Here is a 16,518-nt window from a genome sequence, read left to right as displayed (position 1 = left end):
GTGGGTCTTATTCGACGTGCCGCTTGCGGCTGAATTTCATCAGGAATTCGTATACGATCGGCACGACGACCAGCGTCAGCAGCGTGGAGCTGATCAGACCGCCGATAACCGTAATGCCGAGGCCGCGAGAGATGATGCCCGCACTGTTTTCCCAGCCGAATACAAGCGGCAGCAAGGCGCCGATTGTAGCCAGGGCCGTCATCAGAATTGGACGCAGGCGGGTTGCGCCAGCTTCCAGAAGCGCTTCTCGTGTTGAGAGACCCTCGCGCTCCTTGTGAATCACGCGGTCGATGAGAACGATCGCGTTCGTGACGACGATACCGATCAGCATCAGCACACCCATCAATGCAGAGACGCTAAGCGTTTCTTTGGTGATGAGCAGGGCAACGATCGCACCGATGACGATAAACGGTAGTGAGAACAGAATGGCAAATGGAGCCAGTGCACCGCCAAAGGTAACGACGAGTACGAAGTACACGATCGCGATGGCTGCCAGCATAGCCAGGCCAAGCTGGCCAAAGGTGTCATTAATCTGCTCGGTGGCACCGCCGAAGGATACAGAAATACCGTCCGGCAGATCTATAGCCTCGACTTCTTCCTGCAGCTTCGCAGAAGCACTGCCGATATCATCGGTCACGAAGTCGGCGTTCACGGTTACGGTCATTTTGCCGTCCATCCGGGTGATGGTGTCCGGTGACGTTCCTTCTTCCACGGTGGCCACATCTTTAATAGGTACTTCAATACCGAGCGGAGAGGTAAGTGTTTCATTCTGAATCTCTTCGATGCTGTTATAGGTCTCGTTATCTGCTTCGATATAGACCTCATACGTCTTGTCTTCGATCTGAATTTCGGTCAGCACCGGACGCTCGCGCACCGGGCTCAGCTTCATTGCCAGCTGTCCGGCCGTGAGGCCCAAGGAGCTCAGCTTCTCCTGATCTGCAACCAGAGTGTACTGGCTGTAGGCTTCCGACAAGCTGGATTCCGCATTTTCGAAATTCGCGGTGTCTTGCTGCGTCAGCTTCAGAATCTGGTCCGCTACAGGCTTGAGCTGCTCCAGCGAGTCTCCGAACACATTGATCGTGAGCTGCGAGCCGCCGAAGCCGCCCATATCCATATTGGTCCATTCGCCTTCCGGAACGCGCTGCTCCAGATCCTCGATCAGCTGCGCTTTAACATCCTCGAAGTTCTCTGTTTCCGGATCATACAAGACGTAGAACAGTCCGGAATTGGAGGAGCCCATACCCAGCGGGTTGCTGCCGCCAATGGAGTACTGCATGTTCTGAACATGATCCTGCTCCAGGATCAGCTTCTCCGCTTCCAGAGCGCGCTCTTCCACATCCTCCAGACGGTCGCCCGGCTGCGGACTGTAGGTGACCATCACATACTTATCTTCCTGCTCCGGCAGGAAGCTGACGCCGAGGAACGGGGTCAGGAACAAGCTGCCGACAAGCAGCACGACGGCGAGGCCGAAGGTGACGAGCTTGTGGTTCAGCGACCATCTCAGAATCTTCTGGTATCTGAGGGCAAGGCCGCCTGGCTTCTCTTCATGGTTATGCTTGTTCTTAAGGCCTTTGCTGAACAGGCTGTGTGCCAGCGCCGGAACGAGCGTAACGGCGACGAGCAGAGAAGCCAGCAGGGCGAATACCATCGTCAGGGCAAAAGGAATGAACAGCTCGCCCACCATACCGCTGACGAGCACCAGCGGCAGGAATACCGCGATGGTGACGATAGTCGAGGACATAATTGGCGCGAACATTTCACGCGTAGCCGCACTGATAAGCTCACGGCCCTTCAGCTTCTCGGTGGAAAGAGACATCCGGCGGTAAATGTTCTCGATAACAACAATGGAGTCGTCGACAACCCGGCCGATTGCAACCGTCATGGCGCCGAGTGACATCATGTTCAGGGTGATGTCCATTTGACGCAGACACAGAACAGCGATCAGGAGCGACAATGGAATCGAAATAATCGAGATAATGGTGGAACGGATATTACGCAGGAAGATCAAGATGATAATGACTGCGAACAGGGCGCCGTACAATGCTTTGAAGAGCATCGTATGCACAGAATTCTCAATCGGCTTGCCCTGGTCGAGCATAATCGTCATTTCGGTTCCCGGGTACAGCTCGGAAAGCTCTGCAATCCTGTCTTTTACCGCATTGACGACATCCACAGTATTGGCATCGTTAGCCTTAATAACCTGGATGCCGATCGACTCGCTGCCGTTCGTGCGGGAGATGGATTCGGCCTTGCCGATCACCTCAATGGCAGCGATCTCGCTCAGCTTAACGGTAGGAATACCGGCGGCTGCCGGGTTAGCGGCACCTTGACCTGCAGCGCCCTGACCTGCAGCGCCTTGTGGTGCTGGGGCTGCGCCTTCAGCCGGCTGCTGGCCTTCAGCACCTGCAGCGCCTTGACCTGCTGCACCGGCACCCGGTGAAGCTCCCGCCTCCGGCGCATTGCCTGCGCCTGGCGCACTGCCTTGGCCTGCACCGCTCGGCAGAACCGGAATCGCGAGGTTGTTCAGGTCGTCAATGCCGATAATGCCGCCGTCCACGGCGACCGCTTTCTGAGACTGGTCCATTTCAAACAGGCCCAGCGGAGCGTAAATGGAAGAGCCTTGAACAATGCCTTTGACTGTATCCTCGGTCAGACCCAGCTCAGCCATTTTGTCCTGATCAAAGGTTAATTGAACCTCGTTGACAAACTGACCGGCCACCTGCAGGGAAGATATGCCCTCCAGCTTCTCCAGCTCCGGGATGATGTCGTTCTCTACGATTCGCGTCAGCTCATCGAGATCATCGCTCTCCTTGTTGCTGATGCTGACCGATGTGACGGGGAAGGAATTCAGGCTGAAGCGGGTAATCTGCGGCTTCTGCACGCCCTCCGGCAGCTTCACATCATTCAGCGCCTCCCGAACCGCGGCTGTCGCGTTGTCCAGATCTGCGCCATACTTAAACTCAATCGTGACATTCGCGGCATTCTCCAGGGAAGTGGAGGTCACCGTCTTCACGCCGTCTACGTTGCGAAGGCGCGTCTCCAGCGGCTTGCTGACATCCTGGACGACGCCTTCCGGCGCGGCACCCGGATAAATGGCCGTCACGTTCAGGAACGGTACGTTAATGTTCGGGATGGTTTCCTGCTTCATCGTGAGTCCGCTGTACAGACCTCCGGCTACAACGATAATAGTGAGCAGCCAGATGGCGAACTTGTTGCGAAGTGAGAAATTAATAAGACCTTTCATAGGACGTTGCTTCTCTCCTCTCCAAAATAACAATCTTTATCTTTCTGTCCAGCCGGTCAGGGCTGTAAACACCGTGTTCATCTGCGCTTCATCTTATAGAAGGCAGGGGCTGTGCTGCTTCAGCAGCACAGGCTTACTTCTGGGCGGGCAAAAAGAAATCGGTCACGCTCTGCAGGGTGCTTCTCAGCTCCTCTAGCAGTTCTCCGCCTTGTCCGATCTCCATGAGATTGGCAAGCATTCCCTTCAATACAGCTCGCCGGGGCTGTAAATCGACCAGCTCGCGCTCCAGCACATCCAGAGATTCCAAGGCATCACTGCGGTCAGCCGCATTCATCGGCAGCTGCTTGAGCTCGGTTCGCAGGGCCTTGATCACCACGAGCGGATGCCGGGTATGATACGCCTTCTCTGGCGGAATCAAGCCCATCGACTCCCACACCTCCAGAGACACGAGCGGCTCGGGACGCCGGCGCAGCAGGCTGGCAGCGACATCCTCCAGCATCGTAACCAGATGGGAGGCCAGGGTGCCTACGTTCAGCGGCAGTCCCGGAACAAATAGAAAGCGTATGTAAGAACCGAGCATACCGGTCACAAACATGGCGATTTCCATCGTATAAGGCTCGATATCCTCTCCGTACACCGTGCAGAGCTTGTTCTTGAACCAGATCTGCGCCTGGACCAGCTCACTCTGAAAGCATCTTTCTACATCCATCGGGTGCTTGCCGGGGGACTCGAACAGCTGACGGAGCAGAAACTCCCGCACCTCCAGAAAGTGCACGAGCAGAATTTCCGCCTGCTTGCGCAGCTGCTCCCGGGGGGTGATGCCGGTCTGCTGCTCCACCTGCACGAACGCATCCCAAATTCGGTGGGCAATAAACTCGTAGATGCTTCTCTCCAGCTCCTCTTTAGACTTGAAATGCAAGTACAGACTGCCTTTGGACATGCCGCACACCTCTGCAATTTCCTGCATGGAGGTGCCTGCGGATCCTTTCGTGGAGAAGAGCTGAAGGGCTGTGCTTAATATCTGTTGACGCTTCTCCGTCGCCTTGTCAGCCAAGCTTTCACCCCTCTTAAGAACCTGTCAGTTCTTGAATTGACCCATCGGTCAAACTTATTATATAAAAAAGAAACGGTCAGCACAAATGTTGCCGTGTGTCCGTTTCTTGAACATTTAAAAGTCCTACGTCAGAACCTTCAAGCCCACTGCAGAGCCTAGTATCATAGCAATGAACACCATGCGGCGCCATTCCTTCGGTTCTCCGAATAACAGCATGCCGGCGAGCGTGCTGCCCACCGTCCCGATGCCGGTCCATACCGCGTAAGCCGTTCCCATCGGAAGGAAGGTCATGGCGTAAGAGAGCAGTGAGAAGCTGCACAGAAAAGACAAAGCCATCAGCCCTCCGTACCGCAGGCCCTTGCGCTCCGAGACCCCTTTAATGCCGATGACGCCGAGCACCTCGAAGCCGCCCGCCAAGATCAAAGCCAGCCAAGCCATTACAGGCGCACCTCCCTTACAGAAGAGCCTTCTTTACCCGAGGGCTCTGCCGTTACGAGCTTCAAGCCGATGACGCCGCCCAGCAGCACCCCGATCAGCAGGACCTTGCTCAGCGAGAACGGCTCGCCGAACAGCAGCATCTCCGCGGCTACGGTGCCGGCCGTTCCGATCCCTGTAAATACAGCGTACACAGTTCCGACGGGAAGCCGCTTGGACGCCTGTACAATTAAATAAAAGCTTGCGATAATCGCTGCCACCGTGCCGATCCACTCCAGCGCGGTGGTGGAATGCTTCAGGCCGGATACCCACACAATCTCGATCAAGCCGCCAATCCACACATAAAGCCAATTCCGACTCATGATTCCGATACTCCTTTATCAATCTGATCTGACGTTTATGTTTAAAAGGTCCGTCCCTTTGCTCAAGAGCGTGTTACCCCTTGCCAGTACACTGGCCAGGCATGAGCCAGCCGCCGGGCGGCACGCTCTTCACCGCCATACAGAATTTCTACATGAATGCCGTCCAGCAACGTCAAAAAGACCGAGGCTGCCTGTTCAGGCCGGGAAATAATCCTGCCGTGCTGCGGACATCCTGCCGCGAGCAGCTGCGAAAGACAGGCCTCATGACGGTCAAGAAACGGATATACAATATTCATGACCTCTTCATAGAGTGCCCTCGGCGGGAAAAAGGACACCCGCAAAAAAAACCGTGCCTCATCGTCCCGGGTATATTGCTCCAGCCGCTGCTGCAAAAAGCTCTTCAGCATCTCTTCCAGCGAAAGCTCCTGATGCTGACTGAAAAAGCCGACAATGTTCTGCTCCTGCCGCTGGAATACATCCTTTACGGCCTGCAGGAACAAATCGCCTTTACTGCTGTAATGGGCATAAATGGACGGCTTCCGGATGCCGCAGTCCTCGGCAATCCCCTGAAGTGAAGCGCCCTCATAGCCGTCCCGGGCAAAATGAGCCAGCGCGGCCTGCAAAATCTGTTTGGAGCTGTGCATCGCCCACCTCCTACCTAACGATCGTTAGGCACTATTGTTGCAAACCTAACTTTCCTTGTCAAGTTTTCCCTGTGCTTCTTTCGTCATGGCTTTTACTTGAAAAGGTAACTTATTTCATTTGTGGGCGTTATTAGGTATATGGAATATCCAGAAAACAAAGGAGGAAGTTATCCATGAAATATCTGAAATATTTCTATATATTGTTGGTTGGTGTTACCATTTGCTCTGCTTCTTTGTTCTCAAACATTGATGCTAGTGTCAGGGTCCCGGATGATATTCGACATTATGCTAACGACGCCGGACTTGAAGAGTTTAAGAAACTGATTTCCGAGGATCCGATTGGATTTGGATATAAGGACATAGAAGAAGTAGGTCAAGTTACACTAGGGCCCGGCTTTCAAATAAATTGGATTGATGCCGACAAATTTGCAAACGTTAAATCAAGTTTAATAGACGTTTCAAAACCAACAGGACAATATGAATTTATTGTTCTGTCTAATGGGGAAGGTAAATCCTTTTTAACCGTTGAAAGATACGGAGGTCGTTTCAGAGTCATATCTGCAGGAGGAGATGCATCCGGATTGTCCAAGTCATTAGCGAAGATGACAAGCTCACTTACTTCAGCAAGTGAACTCATTGAACTAGCCTTAATAAAAGATGGAAATGTCAGGTATCTTGTGACAAACGTGGATGGCAAAGAAGTCAATATTCCAGATTTCACCTCAGAGAAAATGGCTTTAATGAGTGGCATGGATCAAAATCAGTTATGGGATTCCGATAAAACAATAAGTTATCTTAAGCAGGCCCAGTTTCAAAATGTAGATCCTAACACAGATGGCACTAGAGGTTATCCGATCACCGAGAAGGAGAACTCCCGTAAGTGATAAAAGCATTAATCATCCCAAATAACTCCTGCTGTTTAGCAGGAGTTATTTGGATGTAAGCATCATGAAGCTGCTAAGCTTGGAGGGTAGAGATTGAAAGCGGAAGCTTAAAAGGTCGTAAAGCCCAGCAGCTTCTGAATTCGGAACGCCACGCTTTTGAGCCAGACGGTGTCTTCTTCGTAAGCGCTCAGCTCCAAGGTGTACTCCGCATCCACGTTGTTCCACAGCCTGTTGAAATAGTCATTGACCTGTTTCGTGACCTCATGCTCCTTCTCAGCGGACAGCCAAAAGTTGTTCTCCAGGTTGTAATCCTTCAGGTTGCGGGGGGTAAAATTGGTCGAGCCGCCAATCATGATGGACGGCTTGGAGGGCTTGGAAATAAACAGAAGCTTGGTGTGATACTGCTCCTCGCCTGTGTTGTACCAGCGAATATCAATGCTGTTTCCGGAGCGCTCCTTCAGCTCTGCGGCGGCCGGGCGGTTCGGAATGCCGATCTTGTCCCGGCCAAAAGCGTTCTGATTGGGGTCCAGAATCAGCCGCACCTGCACGCCGCGCTGTGATGCGGCGACAAGCTCGTCCATCACCTCGCCCTCAGCGAGATAGAACATACCCATCCACAGGGTATCGCCGGCTTCCGCTTCTTCAATCGCCTTCAGCACATATTTGTACACCTTGCCTTCCGTCAAATATCGGATGTCAGCAGACAGCCCCGGTGCCGGCTGTGTTTCTTCCGACGGAGTATAGACCGGCAATGTATACGGGCCGCTCAGACTGGCAGCCGCCTGCTCTGCTGCAAGCACATCCCGGATGACTTCACCGCCGGCCTCAAAGGCGATGTTGGAGTGGTAGGCACTGGCCGCATGCACATTGGCGGAGGAGACGAGGGCGGTACGTTCGCTCACGATCACCTTACGGTGATTGGCCTTGACGTTCAGCAGCTTCATGTACGAGCGGACCGTCATATCCGGGGCCTCCTCCGCCATCAGGTTGGGCACCTGGCCCTCCCCGGCTTGCCCGAACCACTGAATAAAGGTTCTCCAGAAAGCCGAATAGATCGGCGTGGAATCACGAAGCGGCTCCACATTTGTGATGATGACGGTAATGCCTGCCTGCTTCAGATCCTCTAGCAGCGGGTTTTTGGAAGAGCCGTAGTTTGTGTTGACCTCATCGGTAATCAAGAACATGTCCATTTCCGGATGCTTGCTCTTGTGCGAGATCAGATGGTCTGTCATTTCGCGGCTGACCTGAGGGAAGGATTGGTCTTTATGGGTATAGTCATTAAAAAGAAACATGTCGATCACGAGAAATTGTCTCGAGTCGTCAATGATTTCATGCATTCGATCATAAATCTGCTGCTCGTGCACCGCCTGGCCGTCCGGCCCCGGATAGGTCAGGTCATGCCAGAAGGCAACCTCAGTACTTTGGTACAGCGGGCTTTCGTAGGAAATGCCGTCCGGCAGCGGCTTTTGAGTATGGTACACGAGGACAGCCAGCAGCCAGGCAAAGAGAAGCAGCACCGCTGTTTTTACCCAGAAGCGGGGAGAGCGGCGGCGGGAGACTGCAGGCTGAGGCCCAGCCGATGCTTCCGGTAAGTTGTTAAATAGGCTGAACAGAATCATAGCCATCCTTCTTTCTGTATAAGGGTTGTTAAAACCATTTACCAACCTCGGCCGTAATTGAAGCAAGCTGTACGGCGGGAAAGAAGCCGTCTTCCTGGTCGACAGCGGAAGCGAAACTATGTATAATCGATGTACTGGATTTGTATAAAGTGCGACGTGATATTAGGGAGGATCACTCCTACCGATCGAAAGGCAGGGAACCGCGTGTACTCTATTAAACAAGTATCCACGATGCTGGATATGCCGAGTGTAACGATCCGGGCCTGGGAGAACCGGTATGGGGCCGTGAAGCCGCTGCGGACAGAATCAGGCTACCGGATGTATAGTCCGGATGACATAGAAGATTTGAAATGGCTGAAGGAGCAGGTGGAGGAGAAGGGCATGAGCATTTCTCAGGCCGTGCTGATGCTGAAGGCCGGGAAATCCTTTCCGGGACCGGGCCGCGGTGAGCCATTTCCGACTCTTGGCGCTGAGCAGCAGGAAGGTCCTTATGAAGAGCTTAGCGGCCAGATTTTTAATGCTTTGTTTGCGTTTCAGAGTGAGCGGGCGAACCGCCTGATTGATTATGGCTTTTCAATTTACGGCTATGATGCCATGTTCTACAAAGTGCTGGTGCCTGTTCTCGTGAAAGTCGGAGATGCATGGGAAGCGGGCACGGCGTCGGTGGCGCAGGAGCATTTCATGACGGAGCTCATCTCACGGCGGTTTTTTCAGTTTTTTCATTTATTTCCCGTTCATTCTTACATGCCGAAGGTGCTTTCGCTTTGTCCGGAGGGAGAATATCATCAGGTCGGCCTGATGCTCTTCTCACTGCTGCTGCGGCGCAATGGACTGGATGTAGCCTACCTGGGCCCCAACACGCCGAGAGAAGGTCTGCTGGATATCATTGATTCCCAGGGAATCGGGATCGTGTGCCTCTCGGTGACAAATGCCAGATATGTAGGACGGGCGGACGAACTTGTGGATTATATTTCGGAAGCGTTCCCCGAGGTGCTCTTTCTGCTTGGCGGCAAAGGGTACGGAAGCGGAACAAAGAGCCGGTACACCCAATGGGTGATGAACGAGCCGGCAGAGCAATGGCAGGAGTGGCTGAGCCGATTTTTGGCCCAGCACCAGCTGAGGCCGTAAAACCTATTAGATGGGGGATCTCATGATGAAGGAGTCAAACAAGGAGCGTGAAGGCTTACCGCAGGAGAACCGTGAGCAGCCGGCAGGCGCGAATCCGGGCATGCTGATTCCGGAGGTGCCTACCGGGGAACGTAAAATCGAGCACGTCCGCCTCTGTCTGGAGGAAGAGGTGGGGGGACGCGGGATTACCACGGGGCTGGAGCGCTACCGCTTTCGCCATCACGCTCTGCCGGAGCTGGACTTTGAGCAGGTGGAGCTCTCGGCCTCCTTCTTGTCCCACCGTATGCGCACACCGCTCCTGATCAGCTCCATGACCGGGGGCAGCCGGGCGACGGGCGAGATTAATCAGCGTTTGGCTGCTGCTGCGCAGCGGCGCGGATGGATGCTTGGCGTCGGCTCAGTCCGTGCAGCGGTGGAGCAGGAGGACCTGGCTGCCACGTTCCGGGTCAGGGAATCGGCGCCTGACATTCCTGTCATTGCGAATCTGGGTGCTGTGCAGCTGAACTATGGCTTCGGAGCAGATCAATGCCGCAGAGCCGTGGACATTGCGGGAGCCGACATGCTCGTGCTGCATCTGAACAGTCTGCAGGAAGTGTTTCAGCCGGAAGGCAACCTTTCCTTCAAAGGGCTGCTGAAACAAATTGAGCAGCTGTGCGGGGCGCTGGAGGTGCCTGTCGGCATCAAGGAGGTCGGCTGGGGCATCGACGCGGAAGTCGCCGTACAGCTGGTGGAAGCCGGAGCCTCCTTCATTGATGTTGCCGGCGCAGGCGGCACCTCCTGGAGTCAGGTGGAGAAGTTTCGCAGTCCTGACCCGGTGCGCAAGGCCGCGGCAGAAGCCTTCGCGGATTGGGGCAACTCCACGGCGGATTGCATCGCTGAGGTACGGGCTGCGCTGCCGCAGACCGAGCTCATCGGCAGCGGCGGTCTTGCCAGCGGAGTGGACGCCGCCAAGGCCATTGCGCTTGGCGCAGACATTGCCGGCTTCGGCCGGGGTCTGCTGGGCTCGGCGGTGGCCTCGGAGGAGGCGCTGGATGCCCGGCTGGCTCAGGTCGAGCTGGAGCTGAGCATCGCCATGTTCGGCATCGGAGCCGCTACCATTGAAGAGCTGCAGGGTCATAAGCGGCTGATCAGGCTGGGATAGGCTGTGAACGGGATGTGCGGAGCAGCTGGGAGCTTGACACGCGGCAGCCTTGGCAGTAAAGACCGTGCAAATGGAATGGAACAGGCCGGAACGCCAGGGGCGAGCCGGCCTGTTCTGCTGTGTAAACTTCAGTTTGAACAACCGGGATCATCTGCTATAATTAATAGGATTGTTTAGCGGCAAGATATTTGAGGATGATTATTCATAAGGAGTTGTCATATACATGGCTTTGAAAGCAGGGATTGTAGGTTTGCCGAACGTCGGCAAATCGACGTTGTTTAACGCAATTACGCAGGCAGGTGCGGAATCGGCCAACTATCCGTTTTGTACGATTGATCCGAACGTAGGTATTGTTGAGGTGCCGGATGAGCGCCTGGACAAGCTGACAGAGATGGTGGAGCCGAAGAAGACCGTGCCGACGGCCTTTGAATTTGTGGACATTGCCGGGCTGGTCCGGGGAGCGAGCAAGGGCGAGGGGCTGGGCAACAAGTTCCTGGCACATATCCGCGAAGTGGATGCGATCGTGCATGTCGTCCGCTGCTTCGAGGACGAGAACATTACCCACGTCGACGGCAAGATTGATCCCGTCAGCGACATTCAGACGATCAATCTGGAGCTGATTCTGGCGGATATCGAGAGCGTGGAGAAGAAGATTGAACGCTCCAAGAAGAATATGAAGGGCGGCAACAAGCAGTTTGTTCAAGAGGTTGAGGTGCTGGAGAAGGTCAAGGCGGTGCTCTATGAGGACAAGCCGGCCCGCAGCATGGACCTGACCGAAGACGAGCGCCTGCTGGTCCGCGATCTTCATCTGCTGACACTGAAGCCGGTGCTGTATGCGGCGAACGTAGCGGAGCATGAGATTGGCGATGTCGCGAACAATGCCTATGTGCAGAAGGTTCGTGATTTCGCAGCGGCGGAGAATGCCGAGGTCGTGCCTATCAGCGCCAAGGTGGAAGAGGAGATTTGCGAGCTTGAGGGAGAAGACAAGCAGATGTTCCTGGATGAGCTGGGTATTCAGGAGTCCGGCCTGAACCTGCTTATTAAAGCAGCATACAAGCTGCTCGGCTTGTACACTTACTTTACGGCCGGTGTGCAGGAGGTTCGTGCCTGGACGATTCGCAAGGGCACGAAGGCTCCGGGAGCAGCCGGTGTCATTCACAGCGATTTCGAGCGCGGCTTCATTCGGGCCGAGGTCGTGTCCTACGAGGATCTGGTCGCTGCCGGCTCCATGAACGGCGCCAAGGAGCGGGGACAGCTTCGCCTGGAAGGCAAGGAATATGTCGTGCAGGACGGCGATGTGATGCATTTCCGTTTCAACGTATAGCAGAGAACGGTGCCAGCCCGCCGCGCTTTAGAAGCGCAGCGGGCTGGCTTGTTTGTCTTGGCGGGAATTGCCAGGGGTTATCATGTTCTCGCGGAGTCAGCGCGATGTCTATCGCTAGGCGTGCTGCACGGTCTTTGCCGTTATCGTTGTAGCTGTCTTTCCCGAAAAGCTGTTGCTATTCAAAGCCTGTAGAATATGATATAATTAAGAGTCGTATGACTAGTGTTTTGAAACTAATGATGAAATGACGTAAAGCGAGATGTGCAGGGGAGACGGAGCGTTTTTGTACGCTGGCGGCCGAAATTCTGCAGCAGCTGGCGATCTGATAATGAATGAAATAGAAGCATGCTTCCGGACAAAGTGTACCCGGGGCGTGAAGAACATACCATACCATGAGGTGACAAGCCATGTTGGATAAATTACAGGCATTAGCGGATCGTTATGAGAAGCTCAGCGAGCTACTCTGCGATCCGGATGTGGCCAGCGATACGAAGAAGCTGCGGGAATACTCTAAGGAGCAGTCCGATCTCCAGCCGACGTATGAAGCGTACAATGAATACAAGCAGGTCAGCGAAGAGCTGGATGCCGCCAAGGAAATGCAGGGCGAGAAGCTGGATGATGACATGCGCGAAATGGTCAAGATGGAGATCGACGAGCTGTCCGGACGGAAGCAGCAGCTGGAGGAGACCATCCGCGTCCTGCTTCTGCCGAAGGACCCCAATGACGACAAGAACGTCATTGTGGAGATTCGCGGCGCAGCCGGCGGCGATGAGGCCGCGCTGTTCGCCTCCGATTTATACCGGATGTATACCCGCTATGCCGATACTCAGGGCTGGAAGGTCGAAGTGATGGATGTCAATACGAATGATCTCGGCGGTTTTAAAGAGGTTATTTTCCAGATTATCGGCCGGGGAGCATACAGCAAGCTGAAGTTTGAGAGCGGGGCACACCGGGTGCAGCGGATACCGGCTACGGAATCCGGCGGCCGGATTCATACCTCCACTTCAACGGTAGCGGTGCTGCCGGAGGCGGAGGAAGTGGACATCGAGATTCATGACAAAGACATCCGCGTGGATACCTTCTGCTCCAGCGGTGCTGGCGGCCAGTCCGTTAACACGACGAAATCGGCGGTTCGTGTAACCCACGTTCCAACGGGCATTGTGGCGACGTGTCAGGATGGGAAATCCCAGAACTCCAATAAGGAGAAGGCGCTGCAGGTGCTTCGGACCCGGATCTATGACATGATGCGCCAGGAAGAGGAAGCGAAGTATGCCGGTGAGCGGAAGAGCAAGGTCGGCACAGGAGACCGCAGTGAGCGGATCCGGACCTATAACTTCCCGCAAAGCCGCGTCACAGATCATCGGATTGGCTTGACGGTACACAAGCTGGATCAGATCATGAACGGTGAAATTGAGGAAATCGTTTCAGCCCTGACGATTGCAGAGCAGGCAGAAATGATGGATAAAGGAGAATAACGCTTTGGAGCGACAAAGGTTCAGCATGACGCCGGAGCAGACGATACGGGAAGCCTTTGTAGAGGCTTCTTCTTTTTTAAGGGCCCATGAAGTGATGGAGCCGCAGCGCAATGCCCAGCTGCTGCTGGAGCATGTGCTGGGGCTGTCGGGAACGTCTTATTACGTAGCCTTGGGAGATCCTTTTCCTGCCGAGAAGCAGGGAGAGCTGGAGGAAGGGATCACCCGGAAGGCACAGGGAGTCCCGGCTCAGTATATTACAGGGGTACAGGAGTTTTACGGCCGGGAATTTAAGGTGTCGCCCGCCGTGCTGATTCCCCGCCCTGAAACCGAGCTGCTGGTGGAGGCGGTGCTGCAGTACGGACAGAAGCTTGCGGCCGGTCCCGGCGGCGAGCTGAATGTGGTGGATATCGGAACCGGCAGCGGTGCTATAGCCGTAACCCTGGCGCTGGAATCGCCCCGCTGGCGTGTGCTCGCCAGCGATATTTCCCCGGCGGCCCTGAACACTGCCGAAGAGAATGCCCGGAAATGCGGCGCTCGGGTAGATTTCCGCCAAGGGAACCTGCTGGAGCCGTTCAGCGGACTTATGATTCACATTCTCGTCTCCAATCCTCCTTATATACCGGCACGGGATATAGAGGAGCTGCAGCCGGAGGTCAGGGACCATGAGCCGCGCACTGCACTGGATGGCGGCCCCGACGGGCTGGACCCATACCGGGCTATGATGGAGCAGCTTCAGCTGCTGCAGGCGCCGCCGCGCCTTATAGCTCTGGAGCTGGGCATGGGCCAGGCGCCGGAGGTGGCGGAGCTGCTGCGCCGTGCCGGGCACTGGCAGGATATTGTGACCGTCAAGGACCTGGCAGGCATTGAGCGCCATGTGCTTGGGGTGGGGCGCTAGCTGCAAGTGTGCAGTCAAGGAGTCCATCACGAGCGCTGGCATTGTACTGCGGGAAGGTTTTCTTTTACAATAGATGGAGGATATGAACTTGAAAATGGAAACACTAAAGAGCTTGCCCGGCTCTTGCATGGAGGGATGACATGCTGAATAAGCTTAAAAAAATCGACTACCTCATCGTCACCGCCCTGGTAGGGATGATGATCGTCAGCATTACGTCTATATACAGCGTCACTAAAGATACAGCGGATATGGACGGAAGCCATCTGACGATGATGGCTTACTATGTCGTCGCGTTTATTGCATTTTTCGGCATGAGCCTGCTGGATTACCGGCTGCTTCACAAATACGCCCTGTATATTTATTTGGGCGGCATCGGCATCCTGGTATTTACGCTATTTTTCGGGAAGACGATTAATGGCGCCCAGGGCTGGCTGGATCTCGGGATTGTGAACCTGCAGCCGGCAGAGATGTTCAAGCTCATTCTTATTATTTTTGTCACTCATGTGCTCATTATCAGAAACAAGCCGGAGCTTTCCTTTATCAAGGATATTATTCCGATCGGCCTGCTGACCTTCATTCCGTTCGCGCTCGTCATGATTCAGAATGACCTGGGGAATGCACTGGCGTATGTGGTCATTCTGCTTGGCCTGCTGTGGATCGGAAACGTCAAGGTGACTCATGCGCTGATCGGCCTGGTGCTGGTGGCAGGGACGGCTTTTGGCGGGATTCAGGCCTACATTCATTATCATGATCAGATTGAGGAGTTCTTGGGCAAGGGCTCCCGTGCGCACTGGATGGACCGGATCGATCCCTGGCTGATGGCCTCCAGTGTGGATACGTCCGGCGCAGGCTGGCATACGTATAATGCCAAGCTGGCTATTGCGAGCGGCGGGATGAACGGGGAAGGCTTTATGCAGGGGACGTCGGTTCAGTCGGGTCGCGTGCCTTATACGTATTCGGATTCGATTTTTGTGCAAATTGCGGAGGAGTACGGGTTTGTCGGGTCCTCGGTCGTCCTGCTGCTGTATTTCATTCTCATCCACCGGATGATTCTGATCGCGCTGGAAAGCCGGGAGCGGGCAGGTCCGTTCATGATCGTTGGTATTGTGTCGATGCTGCTCTATCAGATTTTCGAGAACATCGGGATGTTTATCGGGCTGATGCCGCTGACAGGCATTACGCTGCCGTTCATTAGCTACGGCGGAACGTCGCTCGTGATCAGCATGGCTTCCCTGGGCGTGGCCATGAGCGTCAAGCTGCACGGGCAGGACATCGAGGAGGATTTCCCCGAGCCCAAAACCTACCGCACCCAGGCGGCGCGGATTCGTCCGCAGAACCGTTGATGTCAGTCCAGCAGGGCGTGGCGGGGTGCCACCCTGCCTGGTTGGCAGCAGGATGAGTTTGGCGGGGATGCTCAAGATGAGATGAACCATAAAGATTCCAAAGCTGAAGGCCCCCGTGCGGGGCTTTTTTGGATGGAGAAGAAGTCTATCAAAAAATCATAGACCGCCACGTTTATCTCTCAAAGCTGCCGGACATACTGGTAGTATCATAGAGTTATCGTAAGAGAGGCGGCTGTCCAATGCAATCATCCCATCCATCCCATGATCCACTGCGTACTGCAGTCAAGCAAATTGTCGTGCTGTTATCCATCTTGTTTCTGGTTGTCATGTCCTGGGAGGAGCAGCGCATTGATGCTGCTGTCACGGAAGGCGCCATCCCGGAGGAGTCCATTCGGCTCCGCATTCTTGCTCATTCCGACGCCCCGGAGGACCAGCTGGTGAAGCAGGACATTCGTGACGCTGTCGTAATGCAGATGAAGAGCTGGGTAGGTGAGCTGGCACCGGAGAGCCTGGAGCAGGCGAAGGCGATGACGAGAAATCACTTGCCGGAGATCGAGGCGCTGGTTGCACAGGAGCTGGCTGTACGGGGCATCACGTATGCTTACCAGGTGGAGCTGGGCGAGGTCCCTTTTCCGACCAAAATGTACGGAAGAGTGATTTATCCCGCAGGTGATTACGAGGCGGTTCGCATTACACTGGGATCCGGCAAGGGCAAGAACTGGTGGTGCGTGCTGTTTCCGCCGCTGTGCTTCATCGGGGACAATGGAGATGTGAGTGCGCCAAAGGAGGCTGCAGGAACACGCACGGCTTCTGCCGAGCCCGCTCCGTCTGAGACGGCAGAGGCAGAGGCGAGTGCGCCGGAGGTACGGTTCTTCCTCTTGGACCTGCTGGCGTCGCTGTGGAGCTGGGTTAGCGGACTGTTTAAGTAGGGTGGAATATGATACACTTTCTAGCAAAAGAGTGCTTGTTC

At 54.9% G+C, this 16,518-nt stretch carries 14 protein-coding genes; 8 read left to right on the top strand and 6 right to left on the bottom strand.

The window, feature by feature from the left end:
- Positions 1-7 precede the first annotated feature (7 nt).
- The 5 genes from ACH6EH_RS08555 to ACH6EH_RS08535 form a co-directional block, all read right to left on the bottom strand.
- The gene (locus ACH6EH_RS08555; RefSeq protein WP_397331971.1) at positions 8-3,244 is read right to left on the bottom strand and encodes an efflux RND transporter permease subunit; all 3,237 of its coding nucleotides are present in this window, start codon (positions 3,242-3,244) and stop codon (positions 8-10) included.
- 133 nt (positions 3,245-3,377) lie between these two features.
- Positions 3,378-4,298 carry a TetR/AcrR family transcriptional regulator gene (locus tag ACH6EH_RS08550; protein WP_397331970.1) on the bottom strand — a complete coding sequence of 307 codons (921 nt, stop codon included), beginning with the start codon at positions 4,296-4,298 and terminating at the stop codon, positions 3,378-3,380.
- 123 nt (positions 4,299-4,421) lie between these two features.
- Positions 4,422-4,736 (bottom strand): DMT family transporter, encoded by a 315-nt coding sequence (locus ACH6EH_RS08545; RefSeq protein WP_397331969.1) that lies wholly within the window; start codon positions 4,734-4,736, stop codon positions 4,422-4,424.
- Positions 4,736-5,095, bottom strand: coding sequence for a DMT family transporter (locus ACH6EH_RS08540; RefSeq protein WP_208203838.1), 360 nt, complete (start codon positions 5,093-5,095; stop codon positions 4,736-4,738). Before ACH6EH_RS08540 ends, ACH6EH_RS08545 begins: the two co-directional genes overlap by 1 nt.
- A 62-nt stretch (positions 5,096-5,157) precedes the next feature.
- Positions 5,158-5,739, bottom strand: a complete 582-nt coding sequence (locus tag ACH6EH_RS08535; RefSeq protein WP_397331968.1) for a TetR/AcrR family transcriptional regulator — start codon at positions 5,737-5,739, stop codon at positions 5,158-5,160.
- Between the two features lie 173 nt (positions 5,740-5,912).
- Here ACH6EH_RS08535 and ACH6EH_RS08530 point away from each other — a divergent pair, with 173 nt between their 5' ends.
- Positions 5,913-6,623, top strand: a complete 711-nt coding sequence (locus ACH6EH_RS08530) for a hypothetical protein (RefSeq protein WP_397331967.1) — start codon at positions 5,913-5,915, stop codon at positions 6,621-6,623.
- A 107-nt stretch (positions 6,624-6,730) separates the two neighbouring features.
- Here ACH6EH_RS08530 and ACH6EH_RS08525 read toward each other — a convergent pair whose 3' ends face one another.
- Positions 6,731-8,242, bottom strand: coding sequence for a phospholipase D family protein (locus ACH6EH_RS08525; protein WP_397331966.1), 1,512 nt, complete (start codon positions 8,240-8,242; stop codon positions 6,731-6,733).
- 204 nt (positions 8,243-8,446) lie between these two features.
- Here ACH6EH_RS08525 and ACH6EH_RS08520 point away from each other — a divergent pair, with 204 nt between their 5' ends.
- The 7 genes from ACH6EH_RS08520 (at position 8,447) to spoIIR (ending at position 16,477) form a co-directional block, all read left to right on the top strand.
- The gene (locus ACH6EH_RS08520) at positions 8,447-9,370 is read left to right on the top strand and encodes a MerR family transcriptional regulator (protein ID WP_208203841.1); all 924 of its coding nucleotides are present in this window, start codon (positions 8,447-8,449) and stop codon (positions 9,368-9,370) included.
- Positions 9,371-9,395: 25 nt separating this feature from the next.
- Complete coding sequence (gene fni / locus ACH6EH_RS08515) at positions 9,396-10,511, top strand: type 2 isopentenyl-diphosphate Delta-isomerase (RefSeq protein WP_397332129.1); 1,116 nt, start codon at positions 9,396-9,398, stop codon at positions 10,509-10,511.
- Between the two features lie 223 nt (positions 10,512-10,734).
- Positions 10,735-11,835 (top strand): redox-regulated ATPase YchF, encoded by a 1,101-nt coding sequence (gene ychF / locus ACH6EH_RS08510; RefSeq protein WP_138227310.1) that lies wholly within the window; start codon positions 10,735-10,737, stop codon positions 11,833-11,835.
- 407 nt (positions 11,836-12,242) lie between these two features.
- Positions 12,243-13,310 carry a peptide chain release factor 1 gene (prfA, locus tag ACH6EH_RS08505; RefSeq protein WP_138227309.1) on the top strand — a complete coding sequence of 356 codons (1,068 nt, stop codon included), beginning with the start codon at positions 12,243-12,245 and terminating at the stop codon, positions 13,308-13,310.
- 25 nt (positions 13,311-13,335) lie between these two features.
- Positions 13,336-14,205 (top strand): peptide chain release factor N(5)-glutamine methyltransferase, encoded by an 870-nt coding sequence (prmC, locus tag ACH6EH_RS08500; RefSeq protein WP_397332128.1) that lies wholly within the window; start codon positions 13,336-13,338, stop codon positions 14,203-14,205.
- A gap of 140 nt (positions 14,206-14,345) precedes the next feature.
- Positions 14,346-15,548 carry an FtsW/RodA/SpoVE family cell cycle protein gene (locus ACH6EH_RS08495; protein WP_397331965.1) on the top strand — a complete coding sequence of 401 codons (1,203 nt, stop codon included), beginning with the start codon at positions 14,346-14,348 and terminating at the stop codon, positions 15,546-15,548.
- Positions 15,549-15,787: 239 nt separating this feature from the next.
- The gene (spoIIR, locus tag ACH6EH_RS08490; protein WP_397331964.1) at positions 15,788-16,477 is read left to right on the top strand and encodes a stage II sporulation protein R; all 690 of its coding nucleotides are present in this window, start codon (positions 15,788-15,790) and stop codon (positions 16,475-16,477) included.
- The last annotated feature ends 41 nt before the right edge of the window (positions 16,478-16,518 follow it).

It is taken from the genome of Paenibacillus sp. JSM ZJ436, from assembly GCF_044383795.1.
GTDB lineage: Bacteria > Bacillota > Bacilli > Paenibacillales > Paenibacillaceae > Paenibacillus_AQ > Paenibacillus_AQ algicola.
This window is presented reverse-complemented; position numbering and strand designations above follow the sequence as displayed.